Below are 15,267 nucleotides of genomic sequence, written 5' to 3' on the forward strand. Positions count from 1 at the left end.
CGCAAACATCCTGCAGACGTCTATAATAGTACCAGTTTTTCAGAGAGTTGCACTTGGAATCATCCCTTTCACAGCTTATAAAGTTTTTTGTGGTCACCGGGATTTTCCTGCTCATCGCCGCCCTGTTTCCCATCCAGCGGTTGATCAGGCAGCTGCCGGAGGGGGCCAGCCTCAAGCCCAAGTGGCAGGTTCTGAACGGCCTGATCATCTTCTTCATAATCGGCTACGCCGCCTATACCATCGCAAACTGGCAAAAAGAGATAAGTTCGGCCGACCTGGTAGTCCCGGCACTCTTTTTCGGCGGGGCCGTGTTTGTCCTTCTTGTGGGCAGACTGGCCTATCAGACCGCCTCGGACATGAAGAAAATGGCCCTGCTGGAATGCGAAAACATAACCGACCCGCTTATCGGCATCTATAATCGCCGCTACCTGGACCGGATCCTGGTCGAGGAGATCAAACGGGCCCACCGATACGGCTCCGACCTGTCGATCCTGCTGCTGGATGTGGACTTTTTCAAAAAAATTAATGACACTTATGGGCACAGCACCGGAGATATCGTCCTCAAACAGCTGGGCCAGATCATCCTTGATGAGGTGCGGGAAACAGATATGGTCGCCCGCTACGGCGGCGAGGAAATCGCCATCATTTTTCCCGAAACACCGGTGTCCAAAGCCCTGTCGCTGGCCGAAAGGCTCCGGCGCCAGGTTGCCAGAGCCGACTTTGTTCCACCCGACATCCACAGCGATCGCGAGATATCCCTGACCATCAGTATCGGGGTCGCCGGCCTGGACGACGAAACAACCAGTGCTTCGCTCCTCCTGGAAAAGGCCGACAAAGCCCTCTATGCCGCCAAGCAGGCCGGTCGCAACCGGGTGGTGGCCTGGCAGGAATTCATGGGACCTTCGTCACCGAATTCCTGAAACAGGCCAGCTCCCGTCCAGACATTTACGACTCTTTCTCCCTCTCCCTGCAGCAGGACTACGTTCCCTGATGGCAAAGAGAGTTCATCCCTGACGCTGCCCCGGCCTCGAAGAGAGAGCTTCCCGGGAAAAATATTGCAATGCGATATATTTGAAGATATATATCGAAACATGAAAGCACATCGAACCAGACGCAACAGCAAAGATTCGCTGGCGGACAAAGGATTGGCCTGCCGGGGCCGGATCTGGCTGCAGAAAAACGGGGCCACCTTTCTCGGTACCGGTCGGGTCGTCCTCCTGGAACGGATTCGTGAACACGGCTCCATTGCCAAGGCCGCCCGGTCCATGGAGATGTCCTACAAGCATGCCTGGGACCTGGTGGACTCCATGAACCGTCAGGCCGGTGAACCCATGGTGGTCACCAGCAAGGGCGGCCGGGGCGGCGGTGGCACCCGGCTGACCGAGTGCGGTGAGAAGGCCATCGCCGCCTTCTGGGCCCTGCAGGAACGCTTTCACCGATTCCTGGAGGCCGAAACCAGCGAACTGGACCTGTAACCTGATCCTGGTGATCCGAGTTATCCGGGAATGTATGCACATCGATATATCTTTTTAAATATATCGATGTGCATACATTCCCGGGCAGGGACAGGACATTTTTGCAGCAAACGGGACAAAAATGAAACCCCTCCCGTAGCCGAAGCCACGTTGTCCCACTGACGCAGAGACGAAACAGCCTCCTTCGGCGCCCCCGGTCAGACCATGGAACGGGCCTGGTGTTGGTCTCCGGCAGCCCTGGCTCTGTGCCAGGAGAGAATGGCAGACAAAAAGGGCACGTATCTTGCGATATCACGGGCAGGGGTGACCGGCCAAAAAGGACCGGTAACCGTTGCCTGAAACCAGGCAAACCATTCCCGACCCGTACCGTCAACGGACGGATTGCAGGTGAACCGCAAAAGGAATCAGCCATGAAAAGATCTATTCCAGTCCTGCTCATAACCATCTGGATGCTGTCCGTTGTCCTGGCGCCCGGCCGGGTCGGGGCTGCGACGGTCCGCCTGGCGGCGGCAGCCAGCATGACCGACGCGGTCCGGGAGCTGATCCAGGCCTTTACCGCCGCTCACCCCGGGGTCACCATCCAGCCCAACTTTGCCTCATCCGGTTCCCTGGCCAAACAGATCATTCAGGGCGCGCCAGTGGATCTCTACATCTCGGCCAATCAGCGCTGGATGAACTGGCTCGTTGAAAACAGGGCCATTGATCCCGGGACAGCCCGGATCCTGGCCCATAACGCGCTGGTGTTTATCGGTCCTTCGACCACCAGGGCCCGGACCATGCTGGACCTCACCTCCCTTGCCCGCATCGGTATCGGCAGCCCCAAAAGTGTCCCGGCCGGCCAGTATGCCGCACAGGCCATGGAAAACGCCGGGATCTACAGGCAGCTCCTGGAGGACCGGTGCCTGGTGATGGCCAAAGATGTCCGCCAGGCCCTGCTCTACGCCGACCGGGGGGAGGTGGACGGCGCCTTTGTCTACCGGACCGATGCCCGCCTGGCCAGGAAAAGCACGGTTCTCTTCACCGTCCCGCCGGAACTCCACGACCCCGTGTCCTATCCCATTGGCCTGACTCCTGAAGGCAGGCAAAACCCGGAGGCCCGGGCCTTCTACAGCTTTGCAACCGGCCCGCTGGCAGCCGGGATCCTGAAGAGCTACGGCTTCACCCCGCCGGAAGGAGAACAGAGATGACCCTGGCCCTCACTCCGGCGGACATCCAGGCCATCGGCCTGTCGCTCAAGGTGGCCACCGCCGCCACCATCCTGGCCCTGCCCTTTGGCTTCGGCGCTGCCTACCTCCTGGTCTTCAGCCGCATTCCCGGACGGGCCCTGCTCGAAGGGCTGGTCAACCTGCCGCTGGTCCTGCCGCCGGTGGTCATCGGCTACCTGTTGCTTCTGCTCTTTGGCCAGGCAGGAGCCTTTGGTCCCCTGCTCCGGTTCCTGGATATCCGCATCATCTTTACCCTCAAGGGGGCGATCATTGCCTCCACCGTGGTCGGCTTCCCCCTCCTGGTCCGCTCCATTCGCATCGGCATGGAGTCCATCGACGAGCAGTATCTCCAGGCGGCCCGGACCCTGGGCGCCCGCTGGTGGGATGGCCTGTTCACCATCATCGTCCCCCTTTCCGGCCGCGCCATTGTCGCCGGCATGACCCTGATGTTCGCCCGCAGTCTCGGCGAGTTCGGGGCCACCATTATCCTGGCCGGCAACATCCCCGGGGTTACCCAGACAATTCCCCTGGCCATCTACGAGTACACCAATACCCCGGGGGGAGACTCCATGGCCCTGTCCCTGTGCCTGGTCTCCATCGGTCTCTCCTTTCTGGTCCTCCTGGTCAGCGAGGCCTCGGCCAGGTCGCTGAAAAAGAGGTGAGCCGGTGCGACTTGTTGTGGATGTGACAAAACAGGTCGGCGACTTCACCCTGAGCGCCGATTTCACCCTTTCCCGGCAGCGGTGCGGAATATTCGGCCCCTCGGGCAGCGGCAAGTCCACCCTCATGCACATCCTGGCAGGGCTTCTCCGGCCGGACAGCGGCCGGATCACCCTGGACGGAAAAGTGCTTTTTGACCACGACCACAAAATCCACCTCCCTCCCCAGAAAAGGCGTATCGGGGTTGTGTTCCAGCATGCCCTTCTCTTTCCCCACATGAACGTGCGCCGCAACCTGCTCTATGGCTGGCGCCGCACCCCGATGGAGCAGCGATCGATCACGCCCGAGGCCATCATTGAGGTCCTCAACCTGGAACCACTGCTGGAACGGAGACCGACCAGTCTCTCCGGCGGTGAACGCCAACGGGTGGCCCTGGGCCGCACGGTGCTCTCGTGCCCCCGGTTGCTGCTCATGGACGAGCCCCTCACCGGCCTGGATCAGCTGCTGAAATTTCAGATCATCCCCTACCTGAGAAAGGTTCTGGATGAATTCCACATTCCCCTGCTCTTCATCAGCCACAGCCTGCAGGAGATCCGTCTGATGACCGACGAGGTGCTGGTCTTTGACAGGGGCGGCGTGCAACAGTCGGTACCCACCGAAGAGCTGGCCCGGCGATACCTGGTCTCGGACCACCGGGGCTACGCCAACCTGCTCCACCTCGAAAATCCCCGGCCCCATGGCGACCTGTTTCGCTACAACTGGGGCGGAACCGAGCTGATTCTCACCGAGCCGGGTGGCGAAGGTGACAACCTCTTTGAACTGGGCGCCAGGGACATCACCCTCTTTAAACAGAACCCGGTGGCCACCAGTGCCCGCAACCTGCTCTCCTGCCGGGTCACCGATGTGTTCGGCGACGGTAACCGGATCGGGGTGGAGCTGACCGTAAACGGCGGCCAGTTGATTTCCCAGATCGTCCCGGAATCGCTTCAGGAACTGGACATTGCCCCGGGAAGCGAAATCGTTGCCGTGATCAAGGCCTCTGCCTTTCGTAAACTCTACTGACCCTCCGAAAACCGGACCCCGCCCCACTACCGTTCCGGCAAGGTCTGGTCGCTGGAAGATGCTGTCAGGCTGATGATCTCTGTCCTGCTGGATACGGAACTCCTTGACAGATTCGGCCCTGGCGCGGTATGGCCAGTACCAGTCCGTAACATCCCCAACATCCCCCAGCAAACATCTGTCACAAGGAGTGCGACATGGCCGTCACCTTGCCGATGACCAGTGGCCGGGAAATCACCCTGCAGCCATCCAAGATCATAGCCCTGGGCCTCAACTACCTGGAACACATCAGGGAAAGCCAGTCCGTAAATGTCCAGAACTTCACCGACGCCATCCCCGGGGAGCCGGTGCTCTTTCCCAAGACCCCCAACGTCCTCATCGGCCCGGAACAGCCCATCGTCCTCCCCGCCCTGCTGCGGGAGTACGACTTTAAAGACTGCCGCACCGACTACGAGGGCGAGCTGGCCATCATCATCCGCGACCGGATCAAAAACGTCCCCGAGGATGAAGCCCTGGACCATGTCCTGGGCTTCACCTGTTTCAACGATGTCAGTCAGCGTAACTTCCAGCGCAGTGACAAGTCCGGCTGGTTCCGCGGCAAGTCGCTCGACACCTTCGGCCCCATCGGTCCCAGAATCGTCCCTCTGGAGGAGATCGGCGATCCCCAGAACCTTCGCATCCAGACCCGGCTCAACGGCAAGGTGGTGCAGGACTCCAACACCTGCCACATGATTTTCAAGCTGCCGGCCATCATCAGCTTCATCTCGAGAAACTTCACCATGGAGCCGGGCGATATCATCATCACCGGCACTCCCAGCGGCGTGGGGCCAATCCGGGCAGGAGACGTGGTCGAGGTGGAGATCGAGAACATCGGTATCCTGAAAAACCCGGTGATGGCCGAATAAAGCGGGCCAGTCCCTCTGGAGCGCCGTAACTGCCGGCCTCTGGGGAAAAACGACCTGCCCATCTCTTGCGCCCCGGAAAAATCAGCTTATATTTTTCTGATACCACCCTGTAAGCCTCCGGAGGGCAATTTCAGCGCAAGAGGGAGGGCGACACCATGGCCCAGACGGTTCACGACGATGCGCACCTGCAGGCCGCCAGTCAGGTCATCGGACATATAGCCGAGATAACCGAGGCCAACTTCTGCGTGGAACTCTGGAACGGTGAAATCATCCCCCTGGGCAGGAACGCCGATTCCCGATTCTGCATCACCATACGGGATCCCGGCGTGCTGGGCTGCATCCTCCGCCGGCCCACCCTGGAAACCCTGCTCATCCAGTACGCCACCGGTGGCATCAGCTATCGTGGCGGCGACCTGATCACCTTCTACGAAAAAGCCCTCCAGCTCGACAAACCCCTGCAGCGCCTGGTCTCCCGAAAACTGATCAAGCGGTTGAACAAGGGATTCATCCTCCGCAAGGGGCTGCCGCTCCTGCTGGCCTCCAGGAAGGAACGGAGGGTACCCTGCTACCAGGGAGACGAGACGCCGACCAGGAAGTCCCAGCGCGACGACCGGCGCCACATCCAGTTCCACTACGACCTGTCCAATGAGTTCTACGAACTCTTCCTCGACCCCGAAATGCAGTACTCCTGCGCCTACTTCACCGACTGGAACAACTCCCTGGAGCAGGCCCAGCGCGACAAGCTGGACATGATCTGCCGCAAGCTGCGCCTCCAGCCGGGCGACCGGTTTCTCGATATCGGCTGCGGCTGGGGCTCACTGCTGTGCCACGCGGCGAAAAAGTACAAGGTGCAGGCCCACGGGGTCACCCTGTCGGAAAACCAGTATCTCTATGCCAGAAACAAGGTGGAGCGCCTGGGGCTGCAGGACCGGGTGACGGTGGAACTGCGCCACTACCGGGAACTGGAAGGTCAGTACGACAAGATTGCCTCTATCGGCATGTACGAACATGTGGGCATCAGCAACTACCCGGCCTACTTTGGACATATCCACAACCTGCTCCGACCCCGGGCATCTTCCTCAACCACGGGATCACCAAACCGGCCAAACAGAGCAAACGGGAGTTCAACAAAGTATCGCCCGGACGAAAGATCATCCTCAAGTACGTCTTCCCGGGTTCGGACCTGGACCATATCGGCCATACGGTGGAAGTCATGGAGGCGTGCGGATTCGAGATCCACGATGTGGAATCCTGGCGGGAACATTACGGCCTGACCACCAGGATGTGGTGCCAGCGGCTGGAAAAAAACAGGGAGCGGGCCGTGGCCCTGGTGGGGGAGGAACGGTACAGGATGTGGCTGGCCTACCTGGCCGGGGTCTCCTTTGCCTTCTATTCCGGATCCCTTGGCATTTTCCAGACCGTGGCCACCAAACGCGGCGGCCTCAACCGCTCGGGCATGCCGCCCACCCGGGCCGACCTGTACCTACCGGACGAAGAATGATCCGGGACGATCAGGTACCCAGGTAAGCCTTGACGATATTCTCATCCTCGCGCAGGGTGGGCGCATCGCCCTCGATAACGATCTCGCCGGTTTCCAGCACATAGCCGTAGTCGGCCAGCTTCAGGGCCATCTTGGCGTTCTGTTCCACCAGCAGGATGGTCACCCCTTCGCTGTTGAGCCGTTCGACGATCCGCATGATCTCCCGGACCAGAAACGGGGCCAGTCCCATGGACGGCTCGTCGAGCAGCAGCAGCCGGGGACTGGTCATCAGGGCCCTCCCCATGGCCAGCATCTGCTGTTCACCGCCCGAAAGCAGGGCCGCGTCCCGGTGCTGGCGTTCGTGAAGCACGGGAAAGATCTCAAATACATGCTCCATGCGCCGGCGACGTTCGGTATCGTCCTTGAGGGTAAAGGAACCCAGCTCCAGGTTCTCACGGATACTCATTCCCTTGAAGATCCGCCGTCCCTCGGGCACATGGATCAACCCCCTGGCCACGATATCGTGGGACGGCATGCGGGTGATATCCTCGCCCATGAAACGTATCGTCCCGCCCGAAGCCTGGACCAGGCCGGAGATGGTCCGCAAGGTGGTGGACTTGCCGGCCCCGTTGGAGCCGAGCAGGGTCACTATCTGCCCGGCCTGGACAGAAAAGGAAATGGAGCGCAGGGCTTCGATCCGGCCGTAGCGCGCGGTTACATTTTCCAGTTCGAGGACCGTCTCGCTCATGCGGCCTCCTCTTCATCGCTACCCAGGTAGGCCTCGATGACCCGGGGATTATTCTGCACTTCCGCTGCTGTTCCCTCGGCGATCTTCTGGCCGTAATCGATCACCGTGATCTGCTCGGAAACCTTCATCACCAGCCCCATGTCATGCTCGATGAGGAGAATGGTCACGCCCAGCTCGTCGCGTATCCGGCGGATCATCCCCATAAGCTGCTGTTTCTCGTCGTGGTTCAGCCCGGCGGCAGGCTCGTCCAGCAGCAGCAGACGGGGCCTGGTCGCCAGGGCCCGGGCCCATTCCACCCGCCGCTGGTCGCCATAGGCCAGGTTGCTGGCCCTGCGGTCTTTCTTGTCCAGCAGGCCGACAAAATCCAGGCATTCCTCGCTGATGCGGCGGATCTCCTCTTCTTCCCGCCGCTGGGTCGGGGTGTGGAAAATCGCTCCCAGAGCCCCGGCCGAGGTTCGGCAATGCTGACCGGACATCACGTTTTCAAGCACCGACATGGATTTGAACAGACGCAGGTTCTGAAAGGTCCGGGCCATGCCCTTGCGGGTGATGCGGTGCGGCTTGAGGCCGGTTATCCTCCGGCCGTCAAAGATGATCCGGCCGGAGTCCGGCCGGTAAAAGCCGGTCAGGCAGTTGAAAACCGAGGTCTTTCCGGCGCCGTTGGGACCGATCAGACTGGCGATACTGCCCTTTTCCACCGAAAAGCTGAGACCACGGATGACCTGCAGCCCGGCAAAGCTCAGACAGAGATCAGTTACTTCAAGAAGTGCCATATCGTCGTTTCAGTGGGTTGAGTTACGCTCCGGGCGGACATCATCAGGACCTCTTTTCCGGCCAGATGCCCTCGGGCCGGTACAGCATGATCACCAGCATGACAATGGCAAAGACCAGCATCCGCATGGAACCGAGATCGCGAAACACCTCGGGAAAGAGCACCAGGGCAAAGGCGCCGACAATCACTCCCGGGATCTTGCCCATACCGCCCAGGACCACGCCGAGAAGTATCAGCACCGACTGGGTGAAGGTGAATGTTTCCGGAGAGATGGCGGTCATCTTGGCGGCAAAGAAACAGCCCGCCACCCCGCCGAACACCGCCCCGATCACATAGGCGTACAGCTTGACGGAAACCCGGCCGATACCCATGGCCTCGGCCGCGTCCTCATCCTCGCGCACGTACTGCCAGGCCCGGCCCAGGCGAGAGTTCTGCAGCCGGTAGCTGATGAAACAGGCCAGGATGGCCAGCAGAAGAAACACGTAGTAGAAGTGATGGATCCCGCTCAGTTCCATGCCGAAAAAATGGGGCCGTTCGATGCCGATCAGGCCGCTGGCTCCACCGGTGATCTTCAGGTTGCGGGCTACGATGCGGACGATCTCGCCAAAACCCAGCGTAACGATGGCCAGGTAATCGCTCCGCAGCCGCAGGGTGGGCCCGCCGATGACGATCCCGGCCAGCATGGAGCAGGCCACGGCCACCGGAATGGTCAGCCAGAAGTTGACCCCGAACTGCGAGGTCAGGATACCGGTGGTATAGGCCCCGACAGCAAAAAAAGCCGCATAGCCCAGGTCCAGCAGCCCGGCATAGCCGACCACGATATTGAGCCCGAGGCAGAGCACCGTATAGAACCAGGCATTGGTCAGCACCTCGAGCACGTAGTTGCTGGCCACAAGCGGGATCACCATGGCCACACCGGCCAGCACCATCAGCACCACCAGCCGGTTACGCTGCACCTGCAGCCAGCCCGGCCATCCTGTCATCACACCAGGCGTTGCCATGGGTCACATCCTCTCTATTTCGGTTTTACCAAGCAAACCGGTTGGCTTGAAGATAAGCAGCAGAATCAGGATGCCGAAGGAAAACACGTCTTTCCATTCCGTACCAATCGCCGGAATCTGGGTGCCGAAGGCCTCGAGCAGGCCCAGGACCAGCCCGCCGAGCATGGCCCCGGGAATGGAGCCGATGCCGCCGATCACCGCCGCGGTGAAGGCCTTGAGCCCGATCACAAACCCCATGGCAAAATGAATACTGCCGTAATAGACCCCGGCCATGACCCCGGCCGCCGTGGCCAGGGCCGAGCCGATGAAAAAGGTCAGGGCTATGACCCGGTTGACATTGATCCCCATGAGCCGGCAGGCATCCTGATCGATGGCAATGGCCCGCATGGCCTTGCCGTAGAGGGTTTTGTGGACAAAGAGATAGAGCACCACCATCAGAAAGGCGGCCGAGACCACCAGCACGATCTGGGTGTAGGTGACAAACACGTTGCCGATATCTACCCCGTCATAGCCGAGATCGGTGATAAAGGCCTTGTATTCGCCGTTGGTCAGAGCCATGACCGTGTTGGACAGCACCATGGAGACCGCCAGGGCGGTGATGAGAATGGACAACCGCGGGGCCGAGAGCATGGGCTGATAGGCCACCCGCTGAATGAGCACTCCGAGCAGCCCCACGGCCAGCATACTGAGGACCATGGAGCAGAGAATGGCCGCCCAGCTGTCCCCCAGGAGACCGGAGATGGCTGACAGGATCAGGAAGCCGACAAAAGAGCCGACCATGTACAGATCGCCATGGGCGAAATTCAGCAGCTTGATGATCCCGTAGACCATGGTGTAGCCCAGGGCCACCAGGGCGTAGAACGAACCGAGAATCAGGCCGTTGGCCAGCTGCTGCAGAAATATGTCAAGGTTGGACATGGGAGATCTTTGAATTCCGACACAGGGTAGCAGGGTAACAGGCCCCCTGCCCGGCACCTCACCGGACAGGGGACGACAGGTCAGGCTACTGATACAGGGTCCACTTGCCACCCTTGGCAACCAGAATCACAAAGTTGCTCTTGGCCAGGGTGTTCTTGTCGGTGAAGGAAATTGGCCCGGCAATACCCTGAAAATCCCTGGTCTCGGCCAGGGCCTTGATAATGGCCTTCTTGTCGGTGGTTCCGGCCCGGGTGATGGCATCGGCCATCAGCTTCATGCCGTCATAGGCCAGGGCGGCATAGGCATCGGGATTCTGCTTGAAGGTTTTGCGGTAGTTGTCGGCAAAGGTCTTGGCAGCCGGCAGATACTCCACCGTGGGGTTGGAGAAGCAGTAGACACCCTCGGCGGCCCGGCCGGCGATCTCAAGCAGTTTCGGCGAGTTGGAGCCATCGCCAACCGCGATGAGCTTGCGGTATCCGGCCTGGCGCAGCTGCTTGATAACCATGGCGCCGTCCGCGTAGTAGGCGGTCCAGAACACGGCGTCCGGCCGCTTGGACTTGATCCGGGTCACCAGGGCCGACTGATCCTGCTCACCCTTGTTCACCACCTCATAGGCCACAACCTCGTTCCCCATACCGGTCCATTTTTCCCTGGTCAGCCGGGCAAGGTCCTCGGAATAGCCGTCACCCTGGTGGATGATGGCCAGCCGCTTGACACCTTTTTTCTTGAACAGGTCCACGGCGGTATTCACCTGGTCGAAACCAGTGGAGTTGATCTGGAAAGCATTGCCGGGGTTGGCGGTGATCAGCTTGGTGGAGTTGGCCGCCGGGATGACCATGGGGATGCCGGCATCACCGTATATCTTCAGGGTGGGCAGGGTGGCGCCGGAGCAGTAGCCGCCGACAACCGCGGTCACATCGCTGGAAACCAGCTTGGAAGCAGCCGCGGTGGCCTGCTGCGGATCACAGGCATCATCACCGGTGATGGTGACGATCTGCATGCCGAGAACACCGCCCGCATCGTTGATTTCGGACACGGCCAGCTTCATGGCGTTTTCCATATCCTTGCCCGCGGTGGCCTCGGAGCCGGTGGTCGGCACCATGATTCCGATCTTCAGGTCTGCGGCCACACACGCCTGGCCCAGCATCAGCAAACCAGCCAGGGCTCCACCAATCGCTGCCAACATTGTTCTCTTCTTCACTGCGACCTCCTTTGCAAATAGAAATAGATCTCTTCTACTCTCTCTGTTTCTGTTTTCGCCAGCGCAAAAACACAACACAAAGCATTTCAAATGATGATCAGACGGGCATCGTCTGAACTCAAACCCTATAGCGTATAACAAATTTCGACGCATGGCAAAAGTACGTCTTTGCCTGGGGGAGAATAATTTTCAGGATGAACATGGGAAGAGGCAAACGAAACAGGTTTGTTTCCTGTACGAATCCCGGTATATAGGAGGAAACCAATGAAGGAATCGAACCCAGGGGAATCCCGGGAGTATTTTCCCCCGATGTACCTGTTTTCAGGAACTGACAGGCAAAGAACATGAAAAACCAGACCAGGGCATACCTGCTGACCACACTGGTCATTACCTTCTGGGCCACCGCGGCGTCGGCCTTCAAGATCGCCCTCCGGTACGTGACACCCTATACCCTGCTCCTGTACTCGATCCTCTTTTCCACCATGGCCCTGCTGGGTATCATGGTATGGCAGGGACGGCTTGGCCATCTCAGAACGATTCGGGGCAAAACCCTTGCCAAGGCGGCACTGCTCGGATTCCTGAACCCTTTCCTGTACTACGTGGTCCTGTTCAAGGCCTACGCCATCCTGCCCGGCCAGATCGCCATGTCCCTCAACTACGGCTGGCCCCTGGTCCTGACCATCCTCTCGGTGCCGATCCTCCGCCAGCATCTGAGCCGCAGCCAGCTCCTGGCCATCATTGTCAGTTTTCTCGGCGCAGTGATCATTGCCACCCGGGGAGAGTTCACCAGTTTCGGCGATGTCAGCCGGGCAGGCGTACTGCTGGCCGCCGGGAGCACCGTGATCTGGGCCACCTTCTGGCTCTTCAACGCCCGGGATGGCCTGGACCCGGTGAGCAAACTGTTCACCGGTTTCTGCTTCGGTCTCTTCTACACCGCCCTGTTCAGCCCGCTGGCCGGCACCATCGAGCTGCCCCCCACCCGGGCCTGGCTGCCGCTCATCTACGTCGGCCTCTTTGAAATGGGCATCACCTACGTCCTCTGGCTCACCGCCCTGCAGCTCACCACCACGGCGGCAAAAATCGGCAACCTGATCTACATCACCCCGTTTTTCTCCCTGGTCATCCTCAACCTGGTCGTGGGCGAAAAAATCCATCCCGCCACCTTCATCGGCCTCTTCCTCATCGTAAGCTCCATCATCTTCCAGAGCATGCAGACAAAGAAGCAGCAGGCCTGAAAAGGCACCTCACATCCTCAAGCACCGAAGCTGCCCCGGCACCCACAATGCCGGTTTCAATCCATGCCCCCGCGTGGGGGGCGACCATCTCTGTAGCAATCTTCCCCAACTCAGTAGCCGTTTCAATCCACGCCCCCGCGTGGGGGGCGACTTGTAGATGCCCACCCAGTCAACCAGGCCGGCGCCGTTTCAATCCACGCCCCGCGTGGGGGCGACTGGTGTGGGTTGGGTAAAACGAGATTTCAGACTTGTTTCAATCCACGCCCCGCGTGGGGGGCGACTTGTGGCGATCGTGACCGTGCTGGTCGTATCAAATGTTTCAATCCACGCCCCCGCGTGGGGGGCGACACTGTGTCACGTCCATCTATATATGTAATTTCACGTTTCAATCCACGCCCCCGCGTGGGGGGCGACGGTTGCTGAGATAGCAAAGGGTAGCAGGTTGAGAGTTTCAATCCACGCCCCCGCGTGGGGGGCGACCTGGTTTTTAATATACAGCGGTATTTTGTAGAAAGTTTCAATCCACGCCCCCGCGTGGGGGGCGACCGATTTTGTTGTCAAGCGGGTAGTGCCGCAGATGTTTCAATCCACGCCCCGCGTGGGGGGCGACCGGGCGGGCCGCCATCTTACGTGTCCCGTCTTCAAGTTTCAATCCACGCCCCCGCGTGGGGGCGACTTTACAGCTCTCGGGGCAAACAATATACCCTTCAGGTTTCAATCCACGCCCCCGCGTGGGGGGCGACGGGAGTAACCGTGCCGGGATTTGCTATGAGCAGAGTTTCAATCCACGCCCCCGCGTGGGGGGCGACTGCACTACATTGAACAAATGCGACGGCATCCGCAGTTTCAATCCACGCCCCCGCGTGGGGGGCGACGTCATCCACACTGGCTGCTGCGTAGTCCTGCATGTTTCAATCCACGCCCCCGCGTGGGGGGCGACGGGGCCACGGTGGGGCCAGGTGCCATGGCCTGGGGTTTCAATCCACGCCCCGCGTGGGGGGCGACGTACGGTACATCGGCCCGGGCTCCATACCCGGTGACGTTTCAATCCACGCCCCCGCGTGGGGGGCGACGTTTGAGTGTCACGAGCGCTTACATGGGCGGAAAGTTTCAATCCACGCCCCCGCGTGGGGGGCGACCATTCCGGGCTGATATTTTCTGACACATACCAGTGTTTCAATCCACGCCCCCGCGTGGGGGGCGACTTAGTTATTTTCTCAAGCGACCGGCTACCAAAATGTTTCAATCCACGCCCCCGCGTGGGGGCGACCATTTTAGACCCCTTTGCAAATCATCAATTGAATAGTTTCAATCCACGCCCCCGCGTGGGGGGCGACGTGACGATCCTGTTTATGCGGGATAATGACGAAGGGTTTCAATCCACGCCCCCGCGTGGGGGCGACGGTTGCTGAGATAGCAAAGGGTAGCAGGTTGAGAGTTTCAATCCACGCCCCCGCGTGGGGGCGACCTGGTTTTTAATATACAGCGGTATTTTGTAGAAAGTTTCAATCCACGCCCCGCGTGGGGGGCGACTTTTTGTGGCAACGCAGTTATTCATTCAGGCCTGGTTTCAATCCACGCCCCCGCGTGGGGGGCGACCTTCCATATACATTTCATAACTGCACGATAAACAGTTTCAATCCACGCCCCCGCGTGGGGGGCGACCGATTTTGTTGTCAAGCGGGTAGTGCCGCAGATGTTTCAATCCACGCCCCGCGTGGGGGCGACCGCTTTTACGACATCGAGCCGGATCCGCTCGGCATGTTTCAATCCACGCCCCCGCGTGGGGGGCGACCTTGTGATGCGCCTGTATCTTGTTGCCAGGACTATGTTTCAATCCACGCCCCCGCGTGGGGGGCGACTTAAAATAGCAGGTCCTAAGCCGCGTGAATTTAAGTTTCAATCCACGCCCCGCGTGGGGGGCGACATAAGGATTTTTTGAGGGGATGGTATACATGATGTTTCAATCCACGCCCCCGCGTGGGGGGCGACACAACCCCGCGTGGGGGCGACGCCTGGTAAAATGGTCACGCATTACTGATTTCTTGTTTCAATCCACGCCCCCGCGTGGGGGGCGACCTTGTAAACAAAAAAATGCATTATTTTGAAAAAGTTTCAATCCACGCCCCCGCGTGGGGGGCGACCACCGAGTACAACCCCGACCGATTCGCCGAAACGGTTTCAATCCACGCCCCCGCGTGGGGGGCGACGCAATTGACGGCTATGCTTTGGACTAGTGCAGCAGGTTTCAATCCACGCCCCCGCGTGGGGGGCGACTCAAGCTAAATGCTTGAAAGAGTGAAGTTTTCCAGTTTCAATCCACGCCCCCGCGTGGGGGGCGACGTATTAAAAGACGGTTTTTTGACATAGTGACAATGTTTCAATCCACGCCCCCGCGTGGGGGGCGACGGATTGCCAACCTTAAGCACGCTATCGATACCCAGTTTCAATCCACGCCCCCGCGTGGGGGGCGACGCCAAACGAACAACCTTAAAATCCCGCATATTGAGTTTCAATCCACGCCCCCGCGTGGGGGGCGACCCCGGTCTGTTAAGTCAACCATCTCTCGCCTTAAGTTTCAATCCACGCCCCCGCGTGGGGGGCGACG

At 59.8% G+C, this 15,267-nt stretch carries 12 protein-coding genes, 1 pseudogene and 3 CRISPR repeat arrays (1 of these 16 cut by a window edge); of the genes and pseudogenes, 8 read left to right on the forward strand and 5 right to left on the reverse strand.

The features are described from left to right. Nucleotides 1–53: 53 nt before the first annotated feature. The 7 genes and pseudogenes from GF1_RS14205 to GF1_RS14235 all read left to right on the forward strand — a co-directional run bounded on the left by GF1_RS14205 (nt 54) and on the right by GF1_RS14235 (nt 6,805). On the forward strand, nt 54–920 hold the full coding sequence (locus tag GF1_RS14205; protein WP_267927209.1) for a GGDEF domain-containing protein: 867 nt from the start codon (nt 54–56) through the stop codon (nt 918–920). Nucleotides 921–1,091: 171 nt separating this feature from the next. Continuing rightward, nucleotides 1,092–1,475: a winged helix-turn-helix domain-containing protein gene (locus tag GF1_RS14210; RefSeq protein WP_267927211.1), complete on the forward strand. Its 384-nt coding sequence runs from the start codon at nt 1,092–1,094 to the stop codon at nt 1,473–1,475. A 410-nt stretch (nt 1,476–1,885) separates the two neighbouring features. Beyond that, on the forward strand, nt 1,886–2,662 hold the full coding sequence (modA, locus tag GF1_RS14215; protein ID WP_267927212.1) for a molybdate ABC transporter substrate-binding protein: 777 nt from the start codon (nt 1,886–1,888) through the stop codon (nt 2,660–2,662). Next, complete coding sequence (gene modB / locus GF1_RS14220) at nt 2,659–3,342, forward strand: molybdate ABC transporter permease subunit (protein WP_267927213.1); 684 nt, start codon at nt 2,659–2,661, stop codon at nt 3,340–3,342. The genes modA and modB overlap by 4 nt, the downstream gene beginning before the upstream one ends. A 4-nt stretch (nt 3,343–3,346) precedes the next feature. Beyond that, nucleotides 3,347–4,402 (forward strand): molybdenum ABC transporter ATP-binding protein, encoded by a 1,056-nt coding sequence (gene modC, locus GF1_RS14225; RefSeq protein WP_267927214.1) that lies wholly within the window; start codon nt 3,347–3,349, stop codon nt 4,400–4,402. A 194-nt stretch (nt 4,403–4,596) separates the two neighbouring features. Beyond that, the gene (locus GF1_RS14230; protein ID WP_267927215.1) at nt 4,597–5,304 is read left to right on the forward strand and encodes a fumarylacetoacetate hydrolase family protein; all 708 of its coding nucleotides are present in this window, start codon (nt 4,597–4,599) and stop codon (nt 5,302–5,304) included. Between the two features lie 155 nt (nt 5,305–5,459). After that, nucleotides 5,460–6,805, forward strand: a pseudogene (locus tag GF1_RS14235) (class I SAM-dependent methyltransferase). A 10-nt stretch (nt 6,806–6,815) separates the two neighbouring features. Here GF1_RS14235 and GF1_RS14245 read toward each other — a convergent pair. The 5 genes from GF1_RS14245 to GF1_RS14265 all read right to left on the reverse strand — a co-directional run bounded on the left by GF1_RS14245 (nt 6,816) and on the right by GF1_RS14265 (nt 11,424). Further along, complete coding sequence (locus GF1_RS14245) at nt 6,816–7,532, reverse strand: ABC transporter ATP-binding protein (protein ID WP_267927218.1); 717 nt, start codon at nt 7,530–7,532, stop codon at nt 6,816–6,818. Then, nucleotides 7,529–8,305: an ABC transporter ATP-binding protein gene (locus tag GF1_RS14250; protein ID WP_267927219.1), complete on the reverse strand. Its 777-nt coding sequence runs from the start codon at nt 8,303–8,305 to the stop codon at nt 7,529–7,531. Before GF1_RS14250 ends, GF1_RS14245 begins: the two co-directional genes overlap by 4 nt. Nucleotides 8,306–8,348: 43 nt before the next feature. Beyond that, the gene (locus GF1_RS14255; protein WP_435051714.1) at nt 8,349–9,233 is read right to left on the reverse strand and encodes a branched-chain amino acid ABC transporter permease; all 885 of its coding nucleotides are present in this window, start codon (nt 9,231–9,233) and stop codon (nt 8,349–8,351) included. Nucleotides 9,234–9,308: 75 nt separating this feature from the next. Then, nucleotides 9,309–10,223 (reverse strand): branched-chain amino acid ABC transporter permease, encoded by a 915-nt coding sequence (locus tag GF1_RS14260; RefSeq protein WP_267927221.1) that lies wholly within the window; start codon nt 10,221–10,223, stop codon nt 9,309–9,311. An 85-nt stretch (nt 10,224–10,308) separates the two neighbouring features. Beyond that, a complete protein-coding gene (locus tag GF1_RS14265; RefSeq protein ID WP_267927222.1) occupies nt 10,309–11,424 on the reverse strand; it encodes a branched-chain amino acid ABC transporter substrate-binding protein in 1,116 nt (371 codons plus the stop codon). 344 nt (nt 11,425–11,768) lie between these two features. Between GF1_RS14265 and GF1_RS14270 the strand changes: the two genes are divergently transcribed. Beyond that, a complete protein-coding gene (locus GF1_RS14270) occupies nt 11,769–12,659 on the forward strand; it encodes a DMT family transporter (RefSeq protein ID WP_267927223.1) in 891 nt (296 codons plus the stop codon). A 645-nt stretch (nt 12,660–13,304) separates the two neighbouring features. Continuing rightward, nucleotides 13,305–13,600: direct repeats of the CRISPR family, unit length 32 nt; unit sequence GTTTCAATCCACGCCCCCGCGTGGGGGGCGAC. Between the two features lie 100 nt (nt 13,601–13,700). Next, a CRISPR array of direct repeats spans nt 13,701–14,129; the repeat unit is 32 nt; unit sequence GTTTCAATCCACGCCCCCGCGTGGGGGGCGAC. Between the two features lie 490 nt (nt 14,130–14,619). Then, nucleotides 14,620–15,267: a CRISPR direct-repeat array (repeat unit 32 nt; unit sequence GTTTCAATCCACGCCCCCGCGTGGGGGGCGAC); it runs 132 nt beyond the window's last position.

The organism is Desulfolithobacter dissulfuricans, assembly GCF_025998535.1.
Lineage (GTDB): Bacteria > Desulfobacterota > Desulfobulbia > Desulfobulbales > Desulfobulbaceae > Desulfolithobacter > Desulfolithobacter dissulfuricans.